A 24057-nucleotide genomic window follows, 5' to 3' on the forward strand; every position below is an offset into this window, starting at 1 on the left:
GGCACGCTCGGCGCTGGTGCTGACCGTCCGCACACGATCGAACGCGAGACCGAGTCTGGACACGTTCAAGGGTTTCCGGTTAGGTCGAGAGTGCATCGATCTTCTCCGCGAGGGGTGGTGTCCATGACGAGCCCTGCCGCCGACACCCCGGCCGACCCTGCGCCGCCGGGCGCGACCCATCCGCTGAGCCGGCTGACCGCCGCCGAGATCGACGCGGCGCGGGAGCTGTTCGAGGCCGGCGGCCTGCTCGGCCCGACCGTCCGGTTCGCGCTGCTGGCCCTGGAGGAACCGGCCAAGGACGCGGTGCTGGCACACCGGCCGGGTGCCGACCTGGACCGCCGGGTCCGGGCGGTGCTGCTGGACGTGGCGACCGGCGCGTCGCGCAGCGCGGTGGCGTCGCTGACCCGCAAGGAACTGGACAGCGTGGTGGACCTCGACCCGGCGGTGGACGGCCAGCCGCCGATCCTGCTGGAGGAGTTCATCGCGGTCGACGAGATCGTGAAGGCCGACCCGGGCTGGCAGGCGGCGCTGCACCGGCGCGGGATCACCGACCTCGACCTGGTCCGGCCCTGTCCGTTGTCGGCCGGCAACTTCGACTTTCCCGGCGAGCGGGGCCGGCGGATGCTGCGGGTGCTGTCCTTCCTCGCGCACCGGCCGGAGGACCACTGCTGGGCGCACCCGATCGACGGCGTGGTCGCCTACGTCGACCTGATCGAGCGCCGGGTGGTCGAGCTGATCGACCACGAGCTGCTGCCGGTGCCGCGGGAGGAGGGGAACTTCGACGACCCGGCGTACGTCGGCCCGACCCGGACCGACCTGCGGCCCATCGAGATCACCCAGCCGGAGGGCGCCAGCTTCACCGTCGAGGACGACGTGGTGCGGTGGCAGAACTGGACCTTCCGGGTGGGGTTCGACCCGCGCGAGGGTCTGGTGCTGCACCAGTTGTCCATCGCCGACGGTGACCGGGACCGTCCGTTGGTCTACCGTGCCTCGGTCGCCGAGATGGTCGTGCCGTACGCCGACCCGTCGCCGGTGCGGTTCTGGCAGAACTACTTCGACGCGGGGGAGTACCTGCTCGGCCAGCAGGTCAACTCGCTGGTGCTGGGCTGCGACTGCCTCGGCGAGATCCACTACTTCGACGCCGTGCTCGCCGACGGCGAGGGCCGGCCCCGGGTGGTGCCCAACGCGATCTGCATGCACGAGGAGGACTACGGGGTCCTGTGGAAGCACACCGACCTGTTCACCGAGTCCGCGGAGACCCGGCGGCAGCGCCGGCTGGTCATCTCGTTCTTCGTGACGGTCGGCAACTACGACTACGGCTTCTACTGGTACCTGTACCTGGACGGCACCATCCAACTGGAGGTGAAGGCCACCGGCGTCGTCTTCACCTCGGCCTACCTGCCGGACAGCCCGTACGCCGCGCAGGTGGCGCCCGGGCTCGGCGCGCCGTACCACCAGCACCTGTTCAGCGCCCGGTTGGACATGATGCTCGACGGCGTGGGCAACGCCGTGGACGAGTTGGACGTGCGCCGGGTGCCGGTCGGCCCGGACAACCCGTACGGCAACGCCTTCACCCGCCGCAGCACCCGGCTGCGGTCGGAGTCCGAGGGCGCCCGGATGGCGGACGCCGCCGCCGGGCGGGTGTGGCGGATCGTCAACCCGGGCAGCGTCAACCGGCTGGGCCAGCCGGTCGGCTACCTGCTGCGTCCGGAGGGCACGCCGGCGCTGCTGGCCGACCCCGGCTCGTCGATCGCCCGCCGCGCGGCGTTCGCGAGCCGGCACCTGTGGGTGACCCGGTACGACCCGGCGGAGCGCTATCCCGCGGGCGACCAGGTCAACCAGCACCCGGGCGCCGGTGGGCTGCCGGCGTTCGTGGCCAGGGACCGGGACATCGACGACGCCGACATCGTGCTGTGGCACACGTTCGGCACCACGCACTTCCCGCGTACCGAGGACTGGCCGGTGATGCCGGTCGAGTACTGCGGTTTCACCCTCAAGCCCAGCGGCTTCTTCGACCGCAACCCGACGCTCGACGTACCGGCCAGCGGTGGCGGGCACTGCGCCGCCGCCGAGGACGGGTCGGCGTGCCACTGACCCGGTGGTCCCGCGGTCGCCGGCGGTGCCTGTCGTGGCGCGGACCGTCGTGGCGCGGCCTGTCGTGTCATGGTCCGTGGTGGCGCCGGTCCGGCGCCACCGACGGTCAGCGGCGGACGGTCAGCGCCAGCGCGGCGGTCGCCGCCTGCACCCCGGTGACCAGGGCGTGCAGCTCGGCCGGCAGGCTCGCGGTGATCTGCGTGAGCTGCTCCCGGGTCTCCTGCCGGGACATCGTGACCACCAGCAGGTGTTCCAGGCCGAGGGCGAGCAGCAGCGCCGCCAGGGTGGCCATCTGCGGATGGATCACGCCGGGCCGTTCGAGCTGGTACGCGAGCCGGACCTGCGGCTGGGCGCAGACCATCGGTTCCACGCCCGGGAACCGTACGGCGCCCTTGCGGGACAGCACGCCGCGGCTCTCCTCCCGGCGGAGCATCCCCATCGCGACCAGCCGGCGGCCGACCGCCTCCCGGGCGTTGTCCCGCAGGTGCTCGACCCAGGCCCGGACGACGTAGGTGCCCAACCGGCGTTGGAGTTCGCCGAGCGCCGCGTCGCTGACCACCTCTCCCCAGGGCCGCTGGTCGAGTACGACCACCTTGCCGCCCGAACAGCTGATCCGGCGGTTGATCAGCAACTCGCCCAGCACCGCACCGGCGAGTCCGGTGCCCAGGAGTTCCTCGTTGGCGCGGGGCTTACCGGTGTACTCGTCGTGTCCGATAAGGAACAGTTCATCCGCAAGGCGGAGTTCGGTCATGGCTTCCTCGGGTGGCCGGCGGAGGGGGTACCGCGCGTGGCCGGTGCCGGTCACGAGACCGACACGGTCCGCGGAGAACCTACGGCATGGCTGCCGGCCCTTTCAAGCACCGCCGTCGTCCCGTTGTCCGTCTTTTACCGGGGCGTCATCACCCTTCCTAATACGAACGGACGAAATGTTTGTCCTATGAGCTCACGTCTTGAGACGTTACCGAACGTGGCCGTACGATCGGGCGTCGTCAACAGCGGCTTCCCCCTCACGTTGTGGAGACCCCTTGTCCACCAACCTCCCCACTGCGCACAGTGGATTGGCTCGACGCCGTCTCGGCGTGGTTCACCTAGTCTTCTTCACGGTCGCCGCATCCGCGCCCCTCACCGTTCTCGGCGGTGGTATCACCACCACCTTCCTGGTGACCGGCAACAAGGGCACGCCCATCTCGTTCGTGGTCCTGGCCGCCGTGCTGGCGTTCTTCGCCGTCGGTTATGCCGCGATGAGCCGGTACGTCTCCAATGCGGGTGCCTTCTACTCATACCTGGCAAACGGTCTCGGCCGCGCCGCGGGCGTCTCCGGCTCGTTCATCGCGCTGGTCGCCTACAACACGATCAACTTCGGCCTGTACGGCCTCTTCGGCGCCATCTTCGGTGACTTCCTCAACACCAAGTTCGGCGTCGACGCACCCTGGTGGGTGTGGGGCCTCGGCGCCCTGGTCCTGGTCGGCCTGCTCGGCATCCTCCGGGTCGACCTGAACGCGACCGTGCTGGCCGTGCTGCTGATCGCCGAGATCCTCGCGGTCTGCGTGTTCGACATCATCTCCTTCACCCACCCGGCCGGCGGCGCGGTCGACTTCGCCGGACTGAGCGTGGGCAACCTGTTCGGCTCCGGCGTGGGCGCCGTGCTCGCGCTCGGCATCGCGGCGTTCGCCGGCTTCGAGTCCGCGGCCATCTACAGCGAGGAGGTCCGCGACCCGCGTCGTACGGTCGCCCGGGCCACCTACATCGCGGTGGCCTTCACCGGTCTGTTCTACGCGCTCTCCGCCTGGGCACTCAGCGTGATCTACGGCCCGAGCGAGGTGCAGGGCGTGATCAACGAGCAGGGTCCGGGGGCGGTCTTCGGCCCGCTGGCCCAGTACGCCAGCCCGATGCTCGCCGACGTGGCCAACGTGCTCTTCATCACCAGCGTCTTCGCGGCGCTGCTGTCGTTCCACAACGGCGTCGCCCGCTACCTGTTCGCGCTCGGCCGCGAGCGGGTGCTGCCCGAGTTCCTGGGTCGCACCAGCGTCCGGTCCGCCTCGCCGATCGCCGGCTCGCTGACCCAGACCTTCCTCGCGTTCGTCGTGGTCGTGCTGTTCGTGATCACCGGCCGCGACCCGGTCGAGGACCTCTTCACCTGGATGAGCGGGACCTCGGCGGTCGGCCTGGTGCTGCTGATGACGCTCACCTCGGCCTCGGTCGTCGGCTTCTTCCGCCGCCGGCCCTCCGAGGAGGGGGTCTGGCGGACGCTCATCGCGCCCAGCCTGGCCACGGTGCTGCTGGCCGGTGTGCTCACCATCCTGGTGTGGAACTTCAACGCGCTGCTGTCCCCGAGCAACCCGAGCTACCTGCGCTGGGTGCTGCCCGGCCTGGAGGGTCTGGCCGCGATCATCGGTCTGATCTGGGGCGCGGCGCTGCGTTCGGCCCGGCCCGAGGTCTACGAGGGCATCGGCCGCAGTGCCACCCAGACGAACATCGAGGAGCAGGACGAGTACGTTCCGGTCGGGGTCTGACCCCTTCCGCGGCACGATGCCCGGGTGGTGGGACATGTCCCGCCCCCGGGCATCGTGCGCTGCGCTAGCGTGGCGATCATGCAAGGACCTGCGGAGGGGCGTGCCCGCCGGCTGTTCGGCGGGCGCGCGGGCGCGCTCGGCGACCTGGCCGCCAGCCCGTACCGGGCGGACCGGGACCGGATCGCCAGCTCGCCGTTCTTCGCCCGGCTGGGCGGGGTCACCCAGGTGGTCAGCCCGGGCGGCTCCGGCCTGCTGGTACACAACCGGCTCACGCACAGCATCAAGGTCGCCCAGGTCGGCCGGGCCATCGCCGAACGGCTGACCGCCGGGCCGCAGGCCGGGCTGCTGGAGCGGCTCGGCGGCTGCGACCCGGACGTGGTGGAGGCCGCCGCGCTGGCACACGACCTGGGCCACCCGCCCTTCGGACACCTCGGCGAGCGGGTCCTCGACCGGCTGGCCCGCCGGCAGCTCGGCCTGCCGGACGGCTTCGAGGGCAACGCGCAGTCGTACCGGATCGTCACCAGCACCGAGATCCGCAAGACCGCGACCATCGGGCTGGACCTCACGGCCGCCGTCCGGGCGGCCATGCTCAAGTACCCGTGGACCCGGCGCGGCCATCCGGACCCGCACCCCCGGCTGCTCGATCCGCCCCCGCGCGGCGCGGCCGCGCCGCCGGACGAGCCGGACAGCGGGTCGGCCAAGTTCGGCGCGTACGACACCGAGGCCGCGGACCTGCGCCAGGCCCGGGAGCCGTTCGCCGGCCGGATCGCCGACTGGCAGCAGACCGTCGAGGCGTCGGTGATGGACACCGCCGACGACATCGCCTACGCGATCCACGACGTCGAGGACTTCCACCGGGTCGGCGTGCTCCAGCAGGGCGTGGTGGCCACCGAGCTGACCGGCTGGCAGCGCGACGCCGGCCAACTGCGGCACCTGACCGACGCGGCCCTGCTGGGCTCGCGCCGCCGGCCGGGCGCCGCCATCGAGCGGCTCCGCCGCCAGGTGCACCGCAAGGACGCCTGGATCAGCGACGACGACGCGTTCGCGGCCGCCGTCGAACACGTCCGCACCGAACTCGTGGACGGCCTGCTGGCCGCGCCGTTCGACGGGTCGCTCGAGGCCGAGCAGTACGTGGCCGGCTTCTCCGCCCGGTGGACCCGGCGGCTGGTGGACGCGGTGACCGGCACGGCCGACCCGGGCACCCGCTCCGGTCATGTCCGGCTCGGCGTCGCGCAGTGGCACGAGGTCCAGGTGCTCAAGCTCGTACACCACCGCTTCGTCCTGGAACGGCCGGACCTGGCGCTGCACCAGCGCGGCCAGGCCCGGCTGCTGGCCACGCTGGTGGAGGCGCTGTACGCCTGGCTGCGCGACCCGGACGAGAGCGACCGGCTCCCGCAGCGGCTGCACGACCTGGTCGAACTGGGCGAGGCCGAGCTGCACCCGCGCACGCCGGACCGGATCGCCCGCGCCCAGGCGCGGGCCACCGTCGACTTCGTCGCGGCGCTCACCGACGGGCAGGCCGGAGCGCTGCTGGACGCGCTCTCCGGCCGCTCCGGCGCGCTCTGGACCGACGCCTTCGTGCTCTGACCGCTTGTCCGTGCTCCGGCCGCGGTGTTCTGCTCCGGCCACGGTGTTCCGCTCCGGCCGCCGCGGCGTTTCGACCCGCCGTCTCACCAGCCGCGTCCGGCCGGCCGTTGGCCGGCGGTCAGGCCACGGTCTGCCACCACCCGTCCACCGCCGGCGGCTCGGCCACGTCGACCCGCTCGCCCGGACGGGGCACGGCGAGCCGCACGCCGCGGGCCTTGGCCTCCCGCCAGACCCGGTTGACCGGCTCGTCCCAGTCGTGCAGGGCCAGGTTGAAGGTGCCCCAGTGCACCGGGATCATCAGGTCGCCGCGCAGCTCCAGGTGGGCGGTGACGGCCTCCTCCGGGAACATGTGGATGTCCGGCCAGGCCCGGTCGTACGCGCCGACCTGCATCAGCGTGGCGTCGAACGGGCCGTATCCGGTGCCGATGTCGGCGTACCCGGCGAAGTAGCCGGAGTCGCCGGTGTAGAAGACCCGGCGCTGCGCACCGGCGATCACCCAGGACGCCCAGAGCGTGCGGTCCCGGCGCAGCCCACGCCCGGAGAAGTGCCGGGCGGCGGTCGCGGTGAGCTCCAGCCCGCCGATCCGGGTGGTCTCGTCCCAGTCCAGCTCCACGATCCGGTCCTCGGGTACGCCCCACCGGGCCAGGTGCGCGCCGACCCCGAGCGGCACCAGGAACGGGACGGTGCGGGTGCGGGCCAGCGCGCGGATGGTGGCCATGTCCAGGTGGTCGTAGTGGTCGTGCGAGATGAGCACCGCGTCGATCGGCGGCAGCTCGTCCAGCGGCACCGGCACCCGGTGCATCCGGTGCGGGCCGACCAGCCGGGACGGCGAGCAGCGGTCGCTCCACACCGGATCGATCAGCACCCGCCGGCCCTCGATCTCGACAAGCGTCGAGGCGTGGCCGTACCAGATGATGGCCAGCCCGTCCGGCGCCGGCCGGGCCGGCCCGGGGCGCAGCACCGGCACGGCCGCGCCCGGGTGCCGTCGCTGGCGGCCCAGCACCAGCTCACGCAGCAGGTGGCGCTCCTGGCCGGGTTCCCCCGGCGGCATGATGCTGCGGGTGTTCACCGCGTTGCGGAACCGCTGCCCGCCGAACTGCGGCGACCGGGCCAGCCGGTCGGCGCGGGCGCCGGTGGACCGGCCGCCGAAGGCCGCCGGTACGTCCCAGACCGCCCACGCGGCAGCCGCCAGCGCCCCGGCGACCAGCGCTGTGCGCCGCCAACCGCCGCCGCGAGTCCGCTCCGTCTTCCGTTCTCCCGCCATCGTCCCACCCATGCCGTCGGCCGATCAGGTCGCCCGCCACGCTACGCCGGCCCGGCCGGCGCCGCCGAGCGCCGTCCGCCGGATCCGCGGTCCCGCCGGAATCAGGACCCCGGGGTGTCGCCGCGCCGGGCGGAGGCGGCCAGGAAGTCGCGGTTCAGCCGGCCGATGGTGCTCAGCGGGATGCCCTTGGGGCAGACCGCGGTGCACTCGCCGGCGTTGGTGCAGCCGCCGAAGCCGGACCCGTCGTGCGCGTCCACCATCCCGATCACCCGGGTGTAGCGTTCCGGCTGCCCCTGGGGCAGCAGGCTCAACTGGGTCACCTTGGCCGCGGTGAACAGCATCCCCGAGCCGTTCGGGCAGGCCGCGACGCAGGCCCCGCACCCGATGCAGGCCGCCGACTCGAACGCGGTGTCCGCGTTCGCCTTGGACACCGGGGTCGAGTGCGCCTCGGGCGCGCTGCCGGTGGGCGCCGTGATGTAGCCGCCGGCCGCGATGATCCGGTCGAAGGCGCTCCGGTTGACCACCAGGTCCTTGATCACCGGGAAGGCACGCGCCCGCCACGGCTCGATGTCGATCGTCTCGCCGTCGGAGAAGTGCCGCATGTGCAACTGGCAGGCCGTGGTGCCGCGCTGCGGCCCGTGCGCGTTTCCGTTGATCACCATGCCGCAGGCGCCGCAGATGCCCTCCCGGCAGTCGTGGTCGAAGGCCACCGGCTCCTCGCCGTCGAGGGTGAGCCGCTCGTTCAGCACGTCGAGCATCTCCAGGAACGACATGTCCGGGGAGATGTCCCGAACCTGGTAGGTGACCATCCGGCCGCGCTCGTCCGGGCCGGACTGTCGCCAGATCCGCAGGGTGAGGTTCACTTGTAGCTCCGCTGGCTGGGGTGGACGTACTCGAACGTCAGGTCCTCCCGGTGCAGCACGGGAGGCTGGTCGGCGCCGGTGAACTCCCAGGCCGCGACGTAGCTGAAGTGCTCGTCGTCGCGCTGGGCCTCGCCGTCCGGGGTCTGGCTCTCGGCCCGGAAGTGGCCGCCGCAGGACTCGGTCCGGTGCAGCGCGTCGACGCACATCAGCTCGGCCAGTTCGAACAGGTCGGCCACCCGACCGGCCCGTTCGAGGGCCTGGTTGAGCCCCTCGCCGTCGCCGGGCACCCGGACCCGGTGCCAGAACTGCTCGCGCAGCGCGCGGACCTCGCCGAGCGCCTTGCGCAGCCCGGCGTCGGTCCGCTCCATCCCGCAGTGCTCCCACATGATCTGCCCGAGTTCGCGGTGGAACGAGTCGACCGTCCGGTCGCCGTCGACCGCCAGCAGCCGGGCGATCCGGTCCGCCACGTCGGCCCGCGCCCGGACCGCCTCCGGGTGGTTCTCGTCGACCGGCTCGAACTGCCCGCCGGCCAGGTAGTCGCCGAGCGTGCTGGGCAGCACGAAGTACCCGTCGGCCAGGCCCTGCATCAGCGCCGAGGCGCCGAGCCGGTTGGCGCCGTGGTCGGAGAAGTTCGCCTCGCCGACCACGAACAGCCCCGGGATGGTCGACTGGAGGTCGTAGTCCACCCACAGCCCGCCCATCGTGTAGTGCACCGCCGGATAGATCCGCATCGGCACCTCGTACGGGTCCTCGCCGGTGATCCGCTGGTACATCTCGAACAGGTTGCCGTACCGCTCCTGCACGGTCCGCCGACCGAGCCGGGAGATCGCGTCGGCGAAGTCGAGGTAGACGCCCAGGCCGCTGGGTCCGACCCCGCGGCCGGAGTCGCAGACGTTCTTGGCCGCCCGGGAGGCGATGTCCCGGGGCACCAGGTTGCCGAACGACGGGTACATCCGCTCCAGGTAGTAGTCCCGCTCGTCCTCGGGGATGTCCCGGGGGGACCGGTCGTCGCCGGCGGTCTGCGGCACCCAGACCCGGCCGTCGTTGCGCAGCGACTCGCTCATCAGGGTGAGCTTGGACTGGTGGTCGCCGGAGACCGGGATGCAGGTCGGATGGATCTGGGTGTAGCAGGGGTTGGCGAAGTACGCCCCCTTGCGGTGCGCCCGCCAGGTGGCGGTGACGTTGCAGCCCTTCGCGTTCGTGGACAGGTAGAACACGTTGCCGTACCCGCCGGAGGCCAGCACCACCGCGTCGGCGAGGTGCGTCCCGATCTCGCCGGTCACCAGGTCCCGCGCCACGATGCCGCGAGCCCGGCCGTCCACCACGATCAGCTCCAGCATCTCGTGCCGGCTGTGCATGGTCACGTGGCCCAGGCCGATCTGCCGTTCCAGGGCCTGGTACGCGCCGAGCAGCAGTTGCTGGCCGGTCTGGCCGCGGGCGTAGAAGGTGCGCTGCACCTGCGCGCCGCCGAAGGACCGGGTGTCCAGCAACCCGCCGTACTCGCGGGCGAACGGCACGCCCTGGGCCACGCACTGATCGATGATCTCCACGGAGACCTCGGCCAGCCGGTGCACGTTGGACTCCCGGGACCGGAAGTCGCCGCCCTTGACCGTGTCGTAGAACAGCCGGTGGATCGAGTCGCCGTCGTTGCGGTAGTTCTTGGCGGCGTTGATCCCGCCCTGGGCGGCGATGGAGTGCGCCCGCCGGGGACTGTCCTGGTAGCAGAACGACGTGACCTGGTAGCCCATCTCGCCCAGGGTGGCGGCGGCCGAGCCGCCGGCCAGGCCGGTACCCACCATGATCACGTGCCGCTTGCGCCGGTTGGCGGGGTTGACCAGCTTGGCCTCGAACCGGCGCCGGCTCCACCGGTCGGCGATCGGGCCGTCCGGGGCCTTGGCGTCGGCGATCGGGTCGCCCTCGGTGTACAGCATGTTCACGCCACCAATCCGGTCAGTACGGCGAACGGGACCACCAGGTACCCGGCGCAGAGCAGCACCGCGAACACCAGCGCGACGCGGCGGGCGGTCCGCTCGCCGCGCGGCCGCTGCTGGCCGAGGCTGCGCAGCGCGCTGAAGACGCCGTGCCGCAGGTGGAAGCCGAGCGCCACGATGGCCAGGGTGTAGAAGAGGGTCACGTACCAGCGGCCCGGTGCGAAGTCGGCCACCACGTTCGCGTACGGCCGGCCGGGGTCGCCGACCGGGTTGACCGTGCCGGCCGTCAGGTCCAGCAGGTGGTAGATCACGAAGAGCAGGATGATCACGCCGCCCCAGCGCATCGTGCGGGCCGCGTAGCTGCCCTGCACGCGGGCGCGGTGCGCGTACCGCACGGGTCGGGCCGCGCGGGCCCGCAGCGCCAGCACGGTGGCCGCCCAGATGTGCGCGAGCACGGCGGCGGTCAGCACGACCCGCTGGATCCACAGGTACCAGGTGCCGGGCAGCACCGGCGCGCCGATGGTGCGCAGCCAGTGCGCGTAGTGGTCGAAGGCCGCCGCGCCCGTGAAGATCTTGAGATTGCCCAGCATGTGCGCGATGAGGAAGAGCACCAGGATGATGCCCGACACCGCCATCACGGCCTTGAGGCCGACGGAGGAGCGGACCGGAGAGCGGCTCATGACTACCACGGCTCGAACGCTAAGGTGAGGCTATCCAGTCGTCCAATGCATCGAGGGCTCAGTTCCGATAGCTTTAAGCTATACGGGTGCAGCTGCAGCAGTTGAGGTACTTCGTGGCGGTCGCAGAAGTGCGACATTTCACCCATGCGGCCGATCTGGTCGGGATCACCCAGCCCTCATTGAGTAAGCAGATTCACGCCCTGGAGGCCGACCTCGGCGCCCCGTTGTTCGAACGGGTACGCGGCAACATCGGCCTCACCGCGGCCGGCGAGACGCTGTTGCCGCTGGCCAAACGGATCCTCGCGGACGCCGAGACCGCCCGGGGGCAGGTGCAGGAGCTGGTCGGCGTGCGCCGCGGCCGGGTCCGGCTCGGCGCCACGCCCAGCCTGTGCACCTCGCTGGCACCCCCGGTGCTGCGCCGGTTCCACGACCGCCACCCGGAGGTCGACCTGCGGGTCGAGGAGGGCGGCTCGCAGGACCTGGTCCGCGACCTGCTGCGCGGCGAACTGGACCTGGCCCTGATCATCGAACCGGCCCGCGGCGTGGACCCGGCGCTGCGGTCCGAACCGCTCCTGCGGGAGGGCCTCGTGGTGGCCTCGCTGGAACCGCTGCCCGCCCCGGCCGGCGGCGGGACCGCTCCACAGACCGCTGTGGCGGGTGCGTCCCGGGCGCCGGCCGGCGGCGCGACGGTGGAGCGGCGGGTGCGGATCGGCGAGCTGCGCGATCAGCCGATGGTGATGTTCCGCAGCGGCTACGACCTGCGGGACGCCACCCTGGCGGCCTGCCACCGGGCCGGCTTCGAACCCCGGCTCGCGGTCGAGGGCGGCGAGATGGACGCGGTGCTGAGCTTCGTGGAGGCCGGGCTCGGCATCGCGCTGGTGCCCGGGATCGTGCTGGCCCGCCGGCCCCGGGTGCAGGTCACCCAGCTCGCGCCGCCGGGCATCCACCGGACCATCGCGCTGGCCCGGCGCCGGGAGGTGTCGCTCAGCCACGCCGCCCAGGAGCTGCGGCGTATCCTGCTGGAGTTCGTCCGGGAGAACGCCGAGGCGGGCAACCTGCCCCGCGGCGTCGACGCGTACTAGATCGTCCCCGGCCGGCCCTCAGCGGCCCTCGGCCTCGTCCATGGCGCGGTAGATCCGCTGCTCGGACACCGGGTACGGGGTGCCGAGCGCCTGGGCGAACACGTTCACCCGCAGCTCCTCGATCATCCACCGGATCCGCTGCACCTGCGGATCCGACCGGCGGGCCGGGGCAAGCGTCGCCACCAGATCCGCGTACTCCTTGGCGACCACGGCGATCCGGTCCTGCTGGGCCTTGTCCCGCTGCGGGTTGCCGGGCAGCCGGTCCAGTCGCCGCTCGATGGCGGTCAGGTAGCGCAGCAGGTCGGGCAGCCGCTCGTACCCGGCCTCGGTGATGAACCCGGCGTGCACCAGGCCGGTGAGCTGGTTGCGGATGTCGGCCAGCGCGGCCACCACGGCCAGGTTCCGGGTGGCACCGAGGCGCTGCTCGACCGCGTACGCGGCGGCGAGCACCCGACGTACCCGGTCCATGGTCTCCACGACGGTGTCCACCAGGTCGGCGCGGACCCGCTCGCGCAGCGCGGCGAAGCCCTCCGCGTCCCAGGCCGGGCCGCCGGCGTCGGCCATCAGCCTGTCGATCGCCGCGCCCGTGGCGTCGGCGATCAGCGGCTGCACCCCGCCGTGCGGGTTGCGGCTGAGCGCCAGCTTGGCCTCGTTGCTGAGCCGGCCCTGGAGGAACTTCGCCGGCGACGGCACGGTCAGCGCCAGCAGCCGCCGGGTGCCGGCCCAGTGCGCGGCGTTCCGCTCGGCCTCGGTGTCGAACACCCGGACCCCGACCGTGCCGCCCTCGTCGACCAACCCCGGGTACGCGGTCACCGGGTAGCCGGCGCGGACCTGCTCCACGGTGCGCGGCAGGGTGCCGATGCTCCACCCGGTGAGCCCGGTCCGGGCCACCTCGGGCGCGGCGGCGGCGACCACCTGACGTACCCGGGGTCGCAGCTCGCGTTGCAGGGTCGGCAGGTCGCGGCCCTGCGCGACCGGCCTGCCGTCCTCGTCCAGTACCCGGAAGTTCATCCGCAGGTGCGGCGGCAGCCGGGTCGGGTCCCAGGCGTCCCGCGGCACGGTCACCCCGGTCATCCGGCGCAGCTCGCGGGTCAGCGCGTCCAGCAGCGGTTCGGTTCCCGGCCGGATGCTCGCCAGCGCCGCGCGGGCGAAGTCGGGCACCGGTACGAAGTTGCGGCGCACCGGCTTGGGCAGCGAGCGGATCAGCGCGATCACCAACTCCTCGCGCAGGCCCGGCACCTGCCAGTCGAACCCCTCCGCCGGCACCTGGTTGAGCAGCGGCAGCGGGATGTCCACGGTCACCCCGTCGGCGTCGGTGCCCGGATCGAAGGCGTAGGTCACGGGGAGGCTGACGCCCTCGGCCTGCCACCGGTCCGGGTAGTCGTCCTCGGCCACCCCGCCCCGGCCGGCGTTGATCAGCAGCTCGCGGGTGAAGGTCAGCAGGTCGGGCCGGTCCCGGCGGGTCTGCTTCCACCAGGCGTCGAAGTGCCGGGCCGAGACCACGTCGGCCGGGATCCGCTGGTCGTAGAACTCGAACAGGGTCTCGTCGTCGACCAGGATGTCCCGGCGACGGGCCCGGTTCTCCAACTCGGACACCTCGTCCAGCAGCTCCCGGTTCTCGGCGAAGAAGCGGTGGTGGGTCTGCCAGTCGCCCTCCACCAGGGCGTGCCGGATGAACAGCTCCCGGCACAGCGGCGGGTCGATCCGGCCGAAGTTCACCTTCCGGGAGGCCACCAGCGGTACGCCGTACAGGGTGACCTTCTCGTACGCCATCACGGCGCCCTGCTTCTTCTCCCAGTGCGGCTCGCTGTAGCTGCGCTTCACCAGGTGCTGCGCGAGCGGCTCGACCCACTCGGGCTCGATCCGCCCGACCACCCGGCCCCACAGCCGGGAGGTCTCCACCAACTCGGCCGCCATCACCCAGCGCGGCGGCTTCTTGAACAGCGCCGAGCCGGGGAAGATGCCGAACTTCGCGCCCCGCGCGCCCAGGTACTCGTTCTTGGCCGCGGCGTCCTTGAGCCCGAGGTGGGACAGCAGCCCGGCCAGCAGCGCCTGGTGCACCCGCGGCGTGTCGATCTCCGCGGGCAGGTCGGCGCCGGGAACCCGCCGGCCGTCGGCCGCCTCTCCGGCGGCGCCACCACCAGCACCGGCGCCGCCGGGGTCGGCGTCGCGCGCCGGTGGGCGCCGGCCGCGCCGCCCGGCACCCGAATCGGCGGTACGCAGGGCCTGGCGCACCTGGCTGACGATGTCCTGCCACTCGCGTACCCGCAGGTAGTTGAGGTACTCGGCCCGGCACAGCCGGCGGAACGCGCTGGAGGAGAGTTCCCGCTGCTGCTCGCGCAGATACCGCCAGAGGTTGAGGAAGGTGACGAAGTCCGACTCCCGGTCGGTGAACCGGGCGTGCGCCTGGTCGGCCTGCGCCTGCCGGTCCGCCGGCCGTTCCCGCGGGTCCTGGATGGACAGCGCCGCGGCGATCACCACCACCTCGGTGGCGCAGCCCACCCGCTCACCCTCCAGCACCATCCTGGCCAGCCGGGGGTCCACCGGAAGCTGCGCCAGCCGGCGGCCCAGCGGGGTCAGCCGGCGGTCGGTGTCGGTGCCCGCCGGGTCGAGCGCGTTCAGCTCGTGCAGCAGGTTGACCCCGTCGGTGATGTTGCGCCGCTCGGGCGGCTCGACGAACGGGAAGGCGCCGATGTCGCCGAGGCCGATCGCGGTCATCTGCAGGATCACCGACGCCAGGTTGGTGCGCAGGATCTCCGGGTCGGTGAACTCGGGCCGGGACAGGAAGTCCTGCTCGTCGTAGAGCCGGATGCAGATGCCGTCCGAGGTACGCCCGCACCGGCCCTTCCGCTGGTTCGCCGACGCCTGCGAGATCGGCTCGATGGGCAGCCGCTGCACCTTGAGCCGGTTGCTGTAGCGGGAAATCCGCGCGGTGCCGGGGTCGACGACGTACTTGATGCCGGGCACCGTCAGCGAGGTCTCGGCCACGTTGGTGGCCAGCACCACCCGGCGGCTGGAGTGCGACTGGAAGACCCGGTGCTGCTCGGCGGTGGACAGCCGGGCGTACAGCGGCAGGATCTCGGTGCCGCGCAGCGCCGGCGCCCGCGCCACCAGCTTGCCGAGCGCGTCCGCGGTGTCCCGGATCTCCCGCTCCCCGCTGAGGAAGACCAGGACGTCGCCGGGACCCTCCGCCGCCAGTTCCTCGACCGCGTCGCCGATGGCCTGGATCTGGTCCCGGACCGTGTCGGTGTCCTCGTCGTCCCCGGCCGCCTCCACCAACGGCCGGTACCGCACCTGCACCGGGTACGTCCGGCCGGAGACCTCCACGATCGGCGCCGGGGTGGGCTCGCCGCCGCGCGGGTCCGGGGCGGCGAAGTGCCGGGCGAACCGTTCCGGGTCGATGGTGGCCGAGGTGATGATCACCTTGAGGTCGGGGCGGGCGGGCAGCAGCTGTTTCAGGTAGCCGAGAATGAAGTCGATGTTCAGGCTGCGCTCGTGCGCCTCGTCGATGATCAGCGTGTCGTACTGCCGGAGCATCCGGTCGTGCTGCAACTCGGTCAGCAGGATGCCGTCGGTCATCAGCTTGACCAGCGTCCGGTCGCCCACCCGGTCGGTGAACCGGACCTTGTACCCGACCACCTCGCCCAGTTCGGTGTCGAGTTCGGCGGCGATCCGGTCGGCGACGGTGCGGGCGGCCAGCCGGCGCGGCTGGGTGTGCCCGATCCGGCCGCGCACCCCGCGTCCCAGCTCCAGGCAGATCTTCGGCAGCTGGGTGGTCTTCCCGGATCCCGTCTCACCGGCCACGATCACGACCTGGTGGTCGCGGATCGCCGCGGCGATCTCCGCCCGGCGCTCGCTCACCGGCAGCTCGGCCGGGTACCTGACCACGGGCACCGACTCCCGGCGGGCGGCCAGCCGGGACTCGGCCGCCGCCACGTCGGCGGCGATCTGCGCCATGGTGTGTTCCCGGCGGCGCGGGTCCCGGATCCGGCGGGTGCCGTCGAGCCGGCGGGAGATCCGGCGCTGGTCGGCGTGGCCCAACTCGGCGATCCGGGCGGCCAACCCGGCGGCCGGGTCCCGGCCGGTGTCCGGGTCCTGGGCGGTGTCCGGGTCCTGGGCGGTGTCCGGGTCCTGGGCGGTGTCCGGGTTCTGCGTAATGGGCTGGTCCTGCGCGTCGGGGGAGTCCGACGCGTCGCGGGAGTCGAGCGCGTCGGGGGAGTTCAACGCGCCGGGCGGTGTCGTCTGCATGTCGTCGCCAAGGATAGGCACTCCACCCGTACGGCTGCCGATGGTTATCGCCCCGGTGCCGGCGCGGCGGTCCGGCCCCGGGCGCCCACTACCATCTGATCTTGCCGGGTGGGCCGGCGTGCGGTCCGAAACCGATCGGGAGGGACCATGGAGTTGACCGAGCGGGCGCTCATCCAGGCGGCCGCCGCGGTGGCCCGACTGCGCCGGCACGGCGACCGGCACACGGTCGCGGCCGCCGTGCTCTCCCCGGACGGCCGCGTCTTCACCGGCGTGGACGTCCGGCGCGGCGGCGGCCCTGCGGGGATCGCCGGTGCCGAGCGCGCCGCCGGCTCCGCGGCCGATGTCGGCGGCGCCTGCGCCGAGGTGGTGGCGGTGGGCACGGCGGCCACCCAGGGGGTGCGCGAGCTGCGCACGATCGTGACGGTGGGGGACCGCGGCCGGCAGGTGCGGGAGCCGTGCGCCGACTGCCGCCGGCTGCTGGCCGAGCTGTTCCCGGACCTCCGGATCATCCTCGGCACGCCGGAGGAGCCGTACGTGATGACCGTCGCCGAGTTGTCGGTACGACAGCCGTGAGCATAACCGAAACCGCCGAGACTGGGAAAATTACTCCACTTATCCCCTAAATACCGCAAACCGCGCTATCTACTCGTTGTCGACACAGTCGGTACGGGGGGAGCGCTCATGACATCCCGACGGCAACTCATCCTGGGCGGGCTGGCCGGCGGTGCCGCCGTACTGCTGCCCGGTGTGCCCGGCGCGGCGGCCGGCCGGTCCGGCGCGGCCGGCCGGCCGTCCGGATGGGCCGGCCCCGCGCTGCTCCGCTCCCCGGACATCGCGACCCGGACCGACCCGGCCGAGCCGGCACCCCTGCTGGACCCGAACACCATCCCCAAGTACGTCACCCCGCTGCCGATCCTGCGGCCCATGCCCAGGGTCGGGTCCACCGCCGGGATCGACGAGTACCAGATCGGCGCCCGGCAGATCCGCCAGCAGGTCCTCCCCGCCGGCCTGCCCGGCACGACGGTCTGGGCGTACGGATCGGCGCCGCACCCCGGCACGTTCGGCTGGCCGGCGCCCACCATCGAGGCCCGGGTGGGCCAGCCGGTACGGGTCACCTGGATCAACCAGCTCGTCGACGGCGACGGTCGCTACCTGCCCCCCATCCTGCCGGTGGACCCGACGCTGCACTGGGCCAACCCGGGCGGTGGGATCCAGGGCCGGGACGCCATGCCGGGGCACACCATGACCGACGCCGGGGCGATGGCGGGCGCGGGGGCGATGACCGGAGACGCGGGTCCGGCCGGTGGTGTGGCCCGCTACGCCGGCCCGGTGCCGCTGGTCACCCACGTACACGGCCTGCTCGCCGAGCCGGACTGCGACGGCTACCCGGAGGCCTGGTACCTGCCGGACGCCCGGGACATTCCCGCCGGGTTCGCCCGGGTGGGCAGCTGGTACGACCGGCACGCCGAGGCCGCCCACGACCGGGACGGCGCACGCTGGCGACCGGGCACGGCCACCTGCCGGTACGGCAACGAGCAGGAGGCCGGCACGCAGTGGTACCACGATCACGCGCTGGGCATCACCCGGCTGACCAACTACGCCGGACTGAGCGGGTTCTACCTGCTGCGCGGCGGGGACCGGGACCTGCCGGCCGGAGTGCTGCCCGGTCCGGGGCCGTCCGGTCCGTCGCGGTCCGGTGCGTCGTCCTCCGATCCTGCCTCCTCCGGTGCGTCGTCCTCCGGTGCGTCGTCCTCCGGCGCGTCGTCCTCCGGCGGGCCGGACGAGATCCCGATGGTGATCCAGGACCGGTCCTTCCGGGTCGACGGTTCCCTCTTCTATCCCGACCGCAGCACCATGGGATCCGGTGCGCCTGCGGCCGTACCACCGATCTGGGTGCCCGGCTTCAACGGCAACACCATGGTGGTCAACGGTGCCACCTGGCCGGTGCTGCGGGTGGGGCGGCGCCGGTACCGGTTCCGGCTGTTGAACGCCTGCAACGGGCGCACGCTGATGCTGGCGGTCGCCGGCCACCCGACCGCCCGGCCGGCCCGGACCGCCGTGCCGATCTGGCAGATCGGCGCGGACAACGGATTCCTGGCGGCCCCGGTCCCGCTCGACCGGGTGCTGCTCGCCCCCGGCCAGCGGGCCGACATCATCGTGGACTTCGCCCGCGTACCGGAGGGAACGTCCCTGTACCTGGTGAACGAGGCCCCCGACGCGGCGTTCGACGGCAACCCGCGGAGCGCGCCGGCCGACCCCGGGACCACCGGGCAGGTGCTGAAGCTCGTGGTGGGTGGCGCCGATCGGGCGGACCGTAGCGTACCGCCCGACCAGCTCAGCCTGCCGGCGCTCGCGGCGGTCGGCCCGGCCCGGCGGACCCGGCGGCTGGTGCTGGCCGGGCACGGCGCGCCCGGTGCGCATCCGAGCGCCTTCCTGCTCGGCACCCTGGACGAGCAGGGCCGGGAACGGCCGCTGCACTTCGGCGAGCGGGTCACCGAGACCCCGGTGGCGGGCGAGGCGGAGATCTGGGAGGTGCACAACCACACGCCGGACGCGCACCCCATCCACCTGCACGGCGTGCACTTCCGGCTGGCCGGGCGCGGTCGCGACGGCACCCTGCCGGCGCGGCCGCAGGAGCGCGGCCCGCTGGACACCGTGCTGGTGCATCCGGGTGAGGTGACCCGGATCCTGGCCCGGTTCACCATTGCGGGCCGGTTCGTCTGGCACTGCCACAACCTCGAACACGAGGACAACGACATGATGCGCCCGACGGAGGTGCTGCCCCGGGGCGCGACGCCGTCCGGCGACGGCGGCCGGCCCGGCCCGGACGCCGGCCGGCTCGGGGTGGCCGGGGCGGTGACCCTGGGCGCGGGCGTGGCCGGGCTGGCGGCGCTGGCCCGGCGTCGCCGGGCCGGCGGATCCTCCCCGCTCGGTCCGCCGCCAGCCACCGGCGCCGGTATCGACGAGGTGGCTGGCGGCTGACCCGACGGCGTTGCCGGAACCTCAGGCGGCGGTGGACCAGATGGCCCGGAACGAGGCGGCCTCCCCGGCGAGCCAGCGCTCCACCTGGTCGGGCCGACCGGTAGGTGTGGTCCGGTGTGCCACCCCGCGTCGCACGTCCACCAGGATCGGGGTGGCGTGCGGCAGGACCTGGTCGGCGTACCGGTTCATCAGGTGCAGCGTGGCCAGGACGGCCTCGTCGCTCGGTGGGGCCTCGTCGAAGTGCAACCGGACCGCCTCGGCCGTCCCGTCGGCGTACCGGAGTCCGAACTGGGGATTGATCTTCACTGGCAGGTCGCCGACCATGCCGATGGCGTCCCGGGTCTGCGCCAGGTCCACCCGGTCGGGGTCGCCGAGGGAGTGCAGGTAGGCCACGGCGCCGGGCACCAACGCCTCGTACAGCGGGCGCCAGCGGGGCTTGACCTGATCGGCGATCTGGGCGAGATGCCGGCCGCCGGTGCGGAACGCGATGTCCGCCTTGAGGGCCTTCACGAGCTGGCCGTGCGGGTTGAATCCGGAGCCGCTGGCGCGCTGCTTGCGCAGACCGCCGACGAAGGTCGCCTTGGCCGGGCCGGTGCGGTCGACGTACCGGGTGAAGCCGAGCAGTGTCGCGTACGGAGGGGGCGTCGTAGGGGCGGTGGCAGCAGGCGCGGTCACGGCTGTCCTCCCAGTTCAAGACCAATATTCGTACATACATTCTAATCGAGGATGGCCGTTCCGCCCAGCGAATCTCGGGGCGTTGTCCCTGTCGCGTCCGCGCGAACCTTGTGGAGTCCGGATCTATGTTGTGGACGATCTTGTGGAGTCCGGATCTACCTTGTGGGGCGCACAAGAGCAGGCATCGACGATGGTGCAGAATCCCTCGGCGTGAGTGTCGATCTTCCGGGCGAGTCGCCGGCGGTGCCGGCTCGTAACCGGGTACGGGTGCCGGCTGGGCGGTCGTACAGCGTGAACGTTCGGCTGACCGCTGAGAACTGCGTGATGTGGCGGCGGCTGCGGCGCGGGTGGGGCTGACGCCGACCGGATACACCGGAGAGGTCGCGGTCGCTGCTGCCCGTGGTGGCGTTGAGACGGCGGCGACTGGTCCGAGCCGGGCTGAGCTGGCGCGGGTGCAGCGGGATCTGTTCGCCGCCCGCACGGCGCTGGTTTGTGCCGCCGATGCGCTCGACGTCGGGCGGGCTCCGTCGACCGGGGGTGACGTCGCGGCTTGCGCTGCCGTGGTGGCGCGGCTGGACGCGGTGGCCGAACGGCTGCGCGGGCTCCATCGACGGGTTGCAGCGTGATCCCGAGGGTCCGGCCGCGTGGCGCGGACGTGCGCGAGGTGCTGCGGTATTTGCTGGGGCCCGGTGAGTACGGCGAGCACCGAGATCAGCGGTTGGTGGCAGCGTGGGCGGCGGCTGCGGTCGGCGGGGTGGCAGGTCTGCCGTCGGCGTCGTCCCCCGGCGCGGCGGGCCGGCTGGCTCGTCTGCTGGAACAGCCGGTTTTTGCCGGGGTCAACCCACCGGCCAAGCCGGTGTGGCACTGCTCGGTGCACAACCACTCGGACGATCCGGTGCTGTCCGACGAGCAGTGGGCGCAGGTCGCGGCCGCGTTCCTTGACGGGGTCGGGTTGGCCCCCGTCGGGGATCTGGCTGCGGTGCGGTGGGTGGCGGTGCGTCACGGCGACGACCACGTTCACCTGGTCGCCACACTGGTACGCCAGGACGGGCGCACCGTTTGGCCGCGCCACGATTACCGCCGCTGCCAAAGCGTGGCCCGGGAATTCGAGGAACACCTCGGGCTGCGCCCGGGGACCCGGACGCCGGCTGTGGCTGGGGCCGGGCATGGGTGAGGCGACGCTGCGGCCGGTGCGGGGCGGGGTGGGCGGTGACCCTCTCGGCGAGTTTGAGGTCGGCTACGTCGGCCTCGATGGCATCGAGCACCGCATTCCGCTGGCAGGCGCCTGGTCGGTGCGATTCGAGCGGGGCCGCCCGGCGCGGCGGTTTCCCCAGTACAAGGGGCAGAAGCACTTTCCTGGTCGGTGGTGGACGGCGACGATGGGCCATCACGTCGGCTACGAGTCGTGGCTGGAACGCGACCACCTGATGCTGCTGGACTTCGACCCGGATGTGGTCGCCGTGGCTTCCCAACCGTTCTGGCTGTTCTGGGCCAACGAGCAGGGCAAGGCGCGTTCGCACGCCCCGGACTACTTCGCCCGGCTGGCCGACGGCGGCGCCCGTGTGGTCGACTGCCGCCCGGTCGAGCGGATCAAACCGAAGGACGCGGTGAGGTTCGCCCGGACTCGCGCGGCCTGCGAGCAGGTCGGCTGGGACTACCGGGTGGTGGGCGCGCCGGATGCGATCCTCGTCCGCAACGTGCGCTGGCTGGCCGGCTATCGCCATCCGCGTCACGACCTGCCAGCGGTAGTGGCCGCGCTGCGGCGGGTGTTCGCCGAGCCTGGTGGGCTGTTGGCCGGCGCGGAGGCGGCCGGTGATCCGATCGCGGTGCTGCCGGTGCTGTTTCACCTGCTTTGGCGCCATGACCTGCATACGGACCTGTCCACACCGCTGCATCCGGACACCGTCGTCACTGCGGCAGTGGCCAGGTGACGCCGCGACCGGTACTGCGCCCAGGTGACTGCGTGCACTTCGACGGCGGTGAGCACCAGGCGGTGGGGCTGGCCGGGGCGTCGGTGCGGCTGCGCTCGGAGGCCGCAGGCGCCGACCAGGTGGTGCTGGCCGGGCACCTGATGGCGTCACCCGACTTCGCGGTCGTCGACGGGTGCCCGGCACCGGACGTGGAGCCGTTCGGGTTGCTCGACGCGCTGCCCGAGGACGTGCTCGCCGCGGCCAAGCAGTGGGAACGCCACATCGTGGAGGTCGAGACCGGGCTGCCGCCGCACGCACCGCTCGATGCGACGCCGAGTCCCGAGTACGACCCGGCGAAGCGCAGCCTGGCCGAGCGGCAGCGGGCCAAGGGCGCCGAGTTGGGCGTCAGCTACCGCACGGTCGAAAACCGGCGGCTGCGCTACGCCGCCCAAGGGCTGTGGGGGCTGGTCGACCAGCGAGCGGTGCGGAACTGGGAGGTCACCGGCCGGGCCGACGCGCGGCTGGTCGAGGTTGTCCGGGAGGTCATCGCGGCGCAGACCGACGCCTCGACCGGCACCCGCTCCCGCTTGATCCGCCAGGTCGTCAAACGGGTAGCGGAGATCCACGGGTCCGGGGTGGTGCCGCTGCCCGGTCGCAGCGCCTTCTACGAGCTGGTTGACCGGCTCGCCGCCGGCAAGCACACCTTCGGCTCGGCGGTCACGCGCCGGCAGATGGCCAACCGACCCACCGGCGTGTTCACTCCGACGTTCGCCTCCCGCCCGGGTGAGCAGGTGCAGATCGACTCCACCCCAATCGACGTCATGGTGATTCTCGACGACGGCCTGCCGGTCCGGGCCGACCTGACCATCGCCGTTGACATCGCCACCCGCACGATCTGCGCCGCCGTGTTGCGCCCGGTCGGCACGAAGGCGGTCGACGCGGCGCTGCTGCTGGCCAAGATGCTGGTCCCGGAGCCGATGCGGCCCGGCTGGGCAAACGCGCTGCGACTGTCGGCGTCGCGGATGCCGCATGCCCGGCTGGTCGACATCGACACCCGCATGCGGGAAGCCGCAGCGCGGCCGGTCATCGTCCCGGACCAGATCGTCATCGACCACGGCCGGGTGTTCGTCTCGGAAACCTTCGAGCGAGCCTGCAACCGACTCGGCATCTCCGTCCAGCCGGCCCGCAAGGGCACCCCGACCGACAAGGGCGTGGTCGAGGCCACCAACGACGCAGTCAAGACCCTGTTCGCGCAGCACGTCGCCGGCTACACCGGCAGCAACCCGACGATGCGCGGTCGCGACGTCACCGGCGAGTGGACCATCGGCGAGTTGCAGGATCTGCTCGACGAGTGGCTCATTGTCGGCTGGCAGCACCGCCCGCACGACGAATTGCGTGACCCACACCAGCCTCGCCGGGTGCTCACCCCGAACGAGAAGTACGCCGCGCTGGTCGCCGCCGCCGGCTACCTCCCGCTGACCCTGTCCGGCGAGGACTATCTGGAGTTGCTGCCGGTCAAGTGGAGGCGGATCACCGACGAGGGCATCCAGATCGACAACCGCACCTACAACGCTGCCGCCCTTGGCCCCTACCGGCACCAGCGGTCCGGAATGGTCGCCAAGCGTGACCGGTGGGAGGTGCACTACGACCCCTACGACGTCTCCCAGGTCCACCTACGCACCCCGGACGGCTGGGTCACCGTCCCGTGGACGCATCTGCCGATGGTGTCCGCGCCGTTCGCCGACTTCACCTGGCGGCACGCCCGCCGTCTGGCCGGAAGGGGAGCCACCGAAACCCAGATCGCCCGGGTTCTCGACCTGCTCACCCGCGCCGAGCACGGACCGGACAAGGCGAGCGCCCGCATCACCGCCCGCACCCGCGCCGGTCAAGCCACCCACCGACCTCAACTGCCCGAGCCTGCCCCACCCTTGGCCGTCAACGAATCCACCGCGCCGGACGCCGAGGTCATCCCGTTCGGGATCTTCGACGCCGACGCCGAAGCGGAAAAGTGGATATGAACACCGTCGCCGACGACGATGTGATCACGCCGGAGGAACCGCCGACCACCAAGGAAGGCTGGCGCCGGTTCGTGGACTACCAGCCCGAACCACCGGCCGCGCTCAGCGCCGAGCAACTCCTCGCGCTGACCCGGTCGCGGCGGGCCGCGCACGACGAAGCCCGCCGCGACTACCACGCCGAACTGCCGCTGGTGAACACACCGATCATCC

General features: G+C 72.6%; 18 protein-coding genes. 11 read left to right on the forward strand and 7 right to left on the reverse strand.

Annotated elements, in window-relative coordinates; translation table 11 throughout:
* Window positions 1-123 precede the first annotated feature (123 nt).
* The gene (locus CIK06_RS10415) at window positions 124-2094 is read left to right on the forward strand and encodes a primary-amine oxidase (RefSeq protein ID WP_095567716.1); all 1971 of its coding nucleotides are present in this window, start codon (window positions 124-126) and stop codon (window positions 2092-2094) included.
* 106 nt (window positions 2095-2200) lie between these two features.
* Here CIK06_RS10415 and CIK06_RS10420 read toward each other — a convergent pair whose 3' ends face one another.
* Complete coding sequence (locus CIK06_RS10420) at window positions 2201-2845, reverse strand: GPP34 family phosphoprotein (protein WP_157756697.1); 645 nt, start codon at window positions 2843-2845, stop codon at window positions 2201-2203.
* 328 nt (window positions 2846-3173) lie between these two features.
* Here CIK06_RS10420 and CIK06_RS10425 point away from each other — a divergent pair, with 328 nt between their 5' ends.
* Both CIK06_RS10425 and CIK06_RS10430 read left to right on the forward strand, forming a co-directional pair.
* Window positions 3174-4607 (forward strand): APC family permease, encoded by a 1434-nt coding sequence (locus tag CIK06_RS10425; RefSeq protein WP_232534130.1) that lies wholly within the window; start codon window positions 3174-3176, stop codon window positions 4605-4607.
* A 78-nt stretch (window positions 4608-4685) separates the two neighbouring features.
* On the forward strand, window positions 4686-6194 hold the full coding sequence (locus CIK06_RS10430) for a deoxyguanosinetriphosphate triphosphohydrolase family protein (protein ID WP_095567717.1): 1509 nt from the start codon (window positions 4686-4688) through the stop codon (window positions 6192-6194).
* Window positions 6195-6312: 118 nt separating this feature from the next.
* On the opposite strand, the gene CIK06_RS10435 is transcribed toward CIK06_RS10430, so the two are convergent.
* From CIK06_RS10435 to CIK06_RS10450, 4 genes are all read right to left on the reverse strand, one after another.
* Window positions 6313-7458, reverse strand: a complete 1146-nt coding sequence (locus tag CIK06_RS10435; RefSeq protein WP_095564661.1) for an MBL fold metallo-hydrolase — start codon at window positions 7456-7458, stop codon at window positions 6313-6315.
* 101 nt (window positions 7459-7559) lie between these two features.
* The gene (locus CIK06_RS10440; RefSeq protein WP_095564662.1) at window positions 7560-8321 is read right to left on the reverse strand and encodes a succinate dehydrogenase/fumarate reductase iron-sulfur subunit; all 762 of its coding nucleotides are present in this window, start codon (window positions 8319-8321) and stop codon (window positions 7560-7562) included.
* Window positions 8318-10252, reverse strand: coding sequence for a fumarate reductase/succinate dehydrogenase flavoprotein subunit (locus CIK06_RS10445; protein ID WP_095564663.1), 1935 nt, complete (start codon window positions 10250-10252; stop codon window positions 8318-8320). The genes CIK06_RS10440 and CIK06_RS10445 overlap by 4 nt, the downstream gene beginning before the upstream one ends.
* A 2-nt stretch (window positions 10253-10254) precedes the next feature.
* Window positions 10255-10887, reverse strand: a complete 633-nt coding sequence (locus CIK06_RS10450) for a succinate dehydrogenase cytochrome b subunit (RefSeq protein ID WP_232534284.1) — start codon at window positions 10885-10887, stop codon at window positions 10255-10257.
* 125 nt (window positions 10888-11012) lie between these two features.
* Here CIK06_RS10450 and CIK06_RS10455 point away from each other — a divergent pair, with 125 nt between their 5' ends.
* Window positions 11013-12014, forward strand: a complete 1002-nt coding sequence (locus CIK06_RS10455) for a LysR family transcriptional regulator (RefSeq protein ID WP_198348305.1) — start codon at window positions 11013-11015, stop codon at window positions 12012-12014.
* An 18-nt stretch (window positions 12015-12032) separates the two neighbouring features.
* Here the strand turns inward: CIK06_RS10455 and hrpA are convergent, their stop codons facing one another.
* Complete coding sequence (hrpA, locus tag CIK06_RS10460; RefSeq protein ID WP_232534131.1) at window positions 12033-16262, reverse strand: ATP-dependent RNA helicase HrpA; 4230 nt, start codon at window positions 16260-16262, stop codon at window positions 12033-12035.
* Between the two features lie 147 nt (window positions 16263-16409).
* On the opposite strand from hrpA, the gene CIK06_RS10465 reads away from it, so the two are divergent.
* Both CIK06_RS10465 and CIK06_RS10470 read left to right on the forward strand, forming a co-directional pair.
* Window positions 16410-16835 (forward strand): cytidine deaminase, encoded by a 426-nt coding sequence (locus CIK06_RS10465; RefSeq protein ID WP_095564666.1) that lies wholly within the window; start codon window positions 16410-16412, stop codon window positions 16833-16835.
* 108 nt (window positions 16836-16943) lie between these two features.
* On the forward strand, window positions 16944-19244 hold the full coding sequence (locus tag CIK06_RS10470; protein ID WP_095564667.1) for a multicopper oxidase family protein: 2301 nt from the start codon (window positions 16944-16946) through the stop codon (window positions 19242-19244).
* A 21-nt stretch (window positions 19245-19265) separates the two neighbouring features.
* On the opposite strand, the gene CIK06_RS10475 is transcribed toward CIK06_RS10470, so the two are convergent.
* Complete coding sequence (locus tag CIK06_RS10475; RefSeq protein WP_095564668.1) at window positions 19266-19919, reverse strand: hypothetical protein; 654 nt, start codon at window positions 19917-19919, stop codon at window positions 19266-19268.
* Window positions 19920-20129: 210 nt separating this feature from the next.
* Between CIK06_RS10475 and CIK06_RS30845 the strand changes: the two genes are divergently transcribed.
* The 5 genes from CIK06_RS30845 (at window position 20130) to CIK06_RS10495 (ending at window position 23847) form a co-directional block, all read left to right on the forward strand.
* A complete protein-coding gene (locus CIK06_RS30845; RefSeq protein WP_232534132.1) occupies window positions 20130-20276 on the forward strand; it encodes a hypothetical protein in 147 nt (48 codons plus the stop codon).
* 95 nt (window positions 20277-20371) lie between these two features.
* Window positions 20372-20545 (forward strand): hypothetical protein, encoded by a 174-nt coding sequence (locus tag CIK06_RS30850; RefSeq protein WP_232534133.1) that lies wholly within the window; start codon window positions 20372-20374, stop codon window positions 20543-20545.
* Between the two features lie 29 nt (window positions 20546-20574).
* A complete protein-coding gene (locus tag CIK06_RS10485; protein WP_232534134.1) occupies window positions 20575-21093 on the forward strand; it encodes a hypothetical protein in 519 nt (172 codons plus the stop codon).
* Window positions 21086-21850, forward strand: a complete 765-nt coding sequence (locus tag CIK06_RS10490; protein ID WP_095564670.1) for a TnsA-like heteromeric transposase endonuclease subunit — start codon at window positions 21086-21088, stop codon at window positions 21848-21850. The genes CIK06_RS10485 and CIK06_RS10490 overlap by 8 nt, the downstream gene beginning before the upstream one ends.
* Before the next feature lie 32 nt (window positions 21851-21882).
* A complete protein-coding gene (locus CIK06_RS10495) occupies window positions 21883-23847 on the forward strand; it encodes a Mu transposase C-terminal domain-containing protein (protein ID WP_232534135.1) in 1965 nt (654 codons plus the stop codon).
* Window positions 23848-24057 lie beyond the last annotated feature (210 nt).

Origin of the sequence: Plantactinospora sp. KBS50 (assembly GCF_002285795.1) — a bacterium.
Classification (GTDB): Bacteria; Actinomycetota; Actinomycetes; order Mycobacteriales; family Micromonosporaceae; genus KBS50.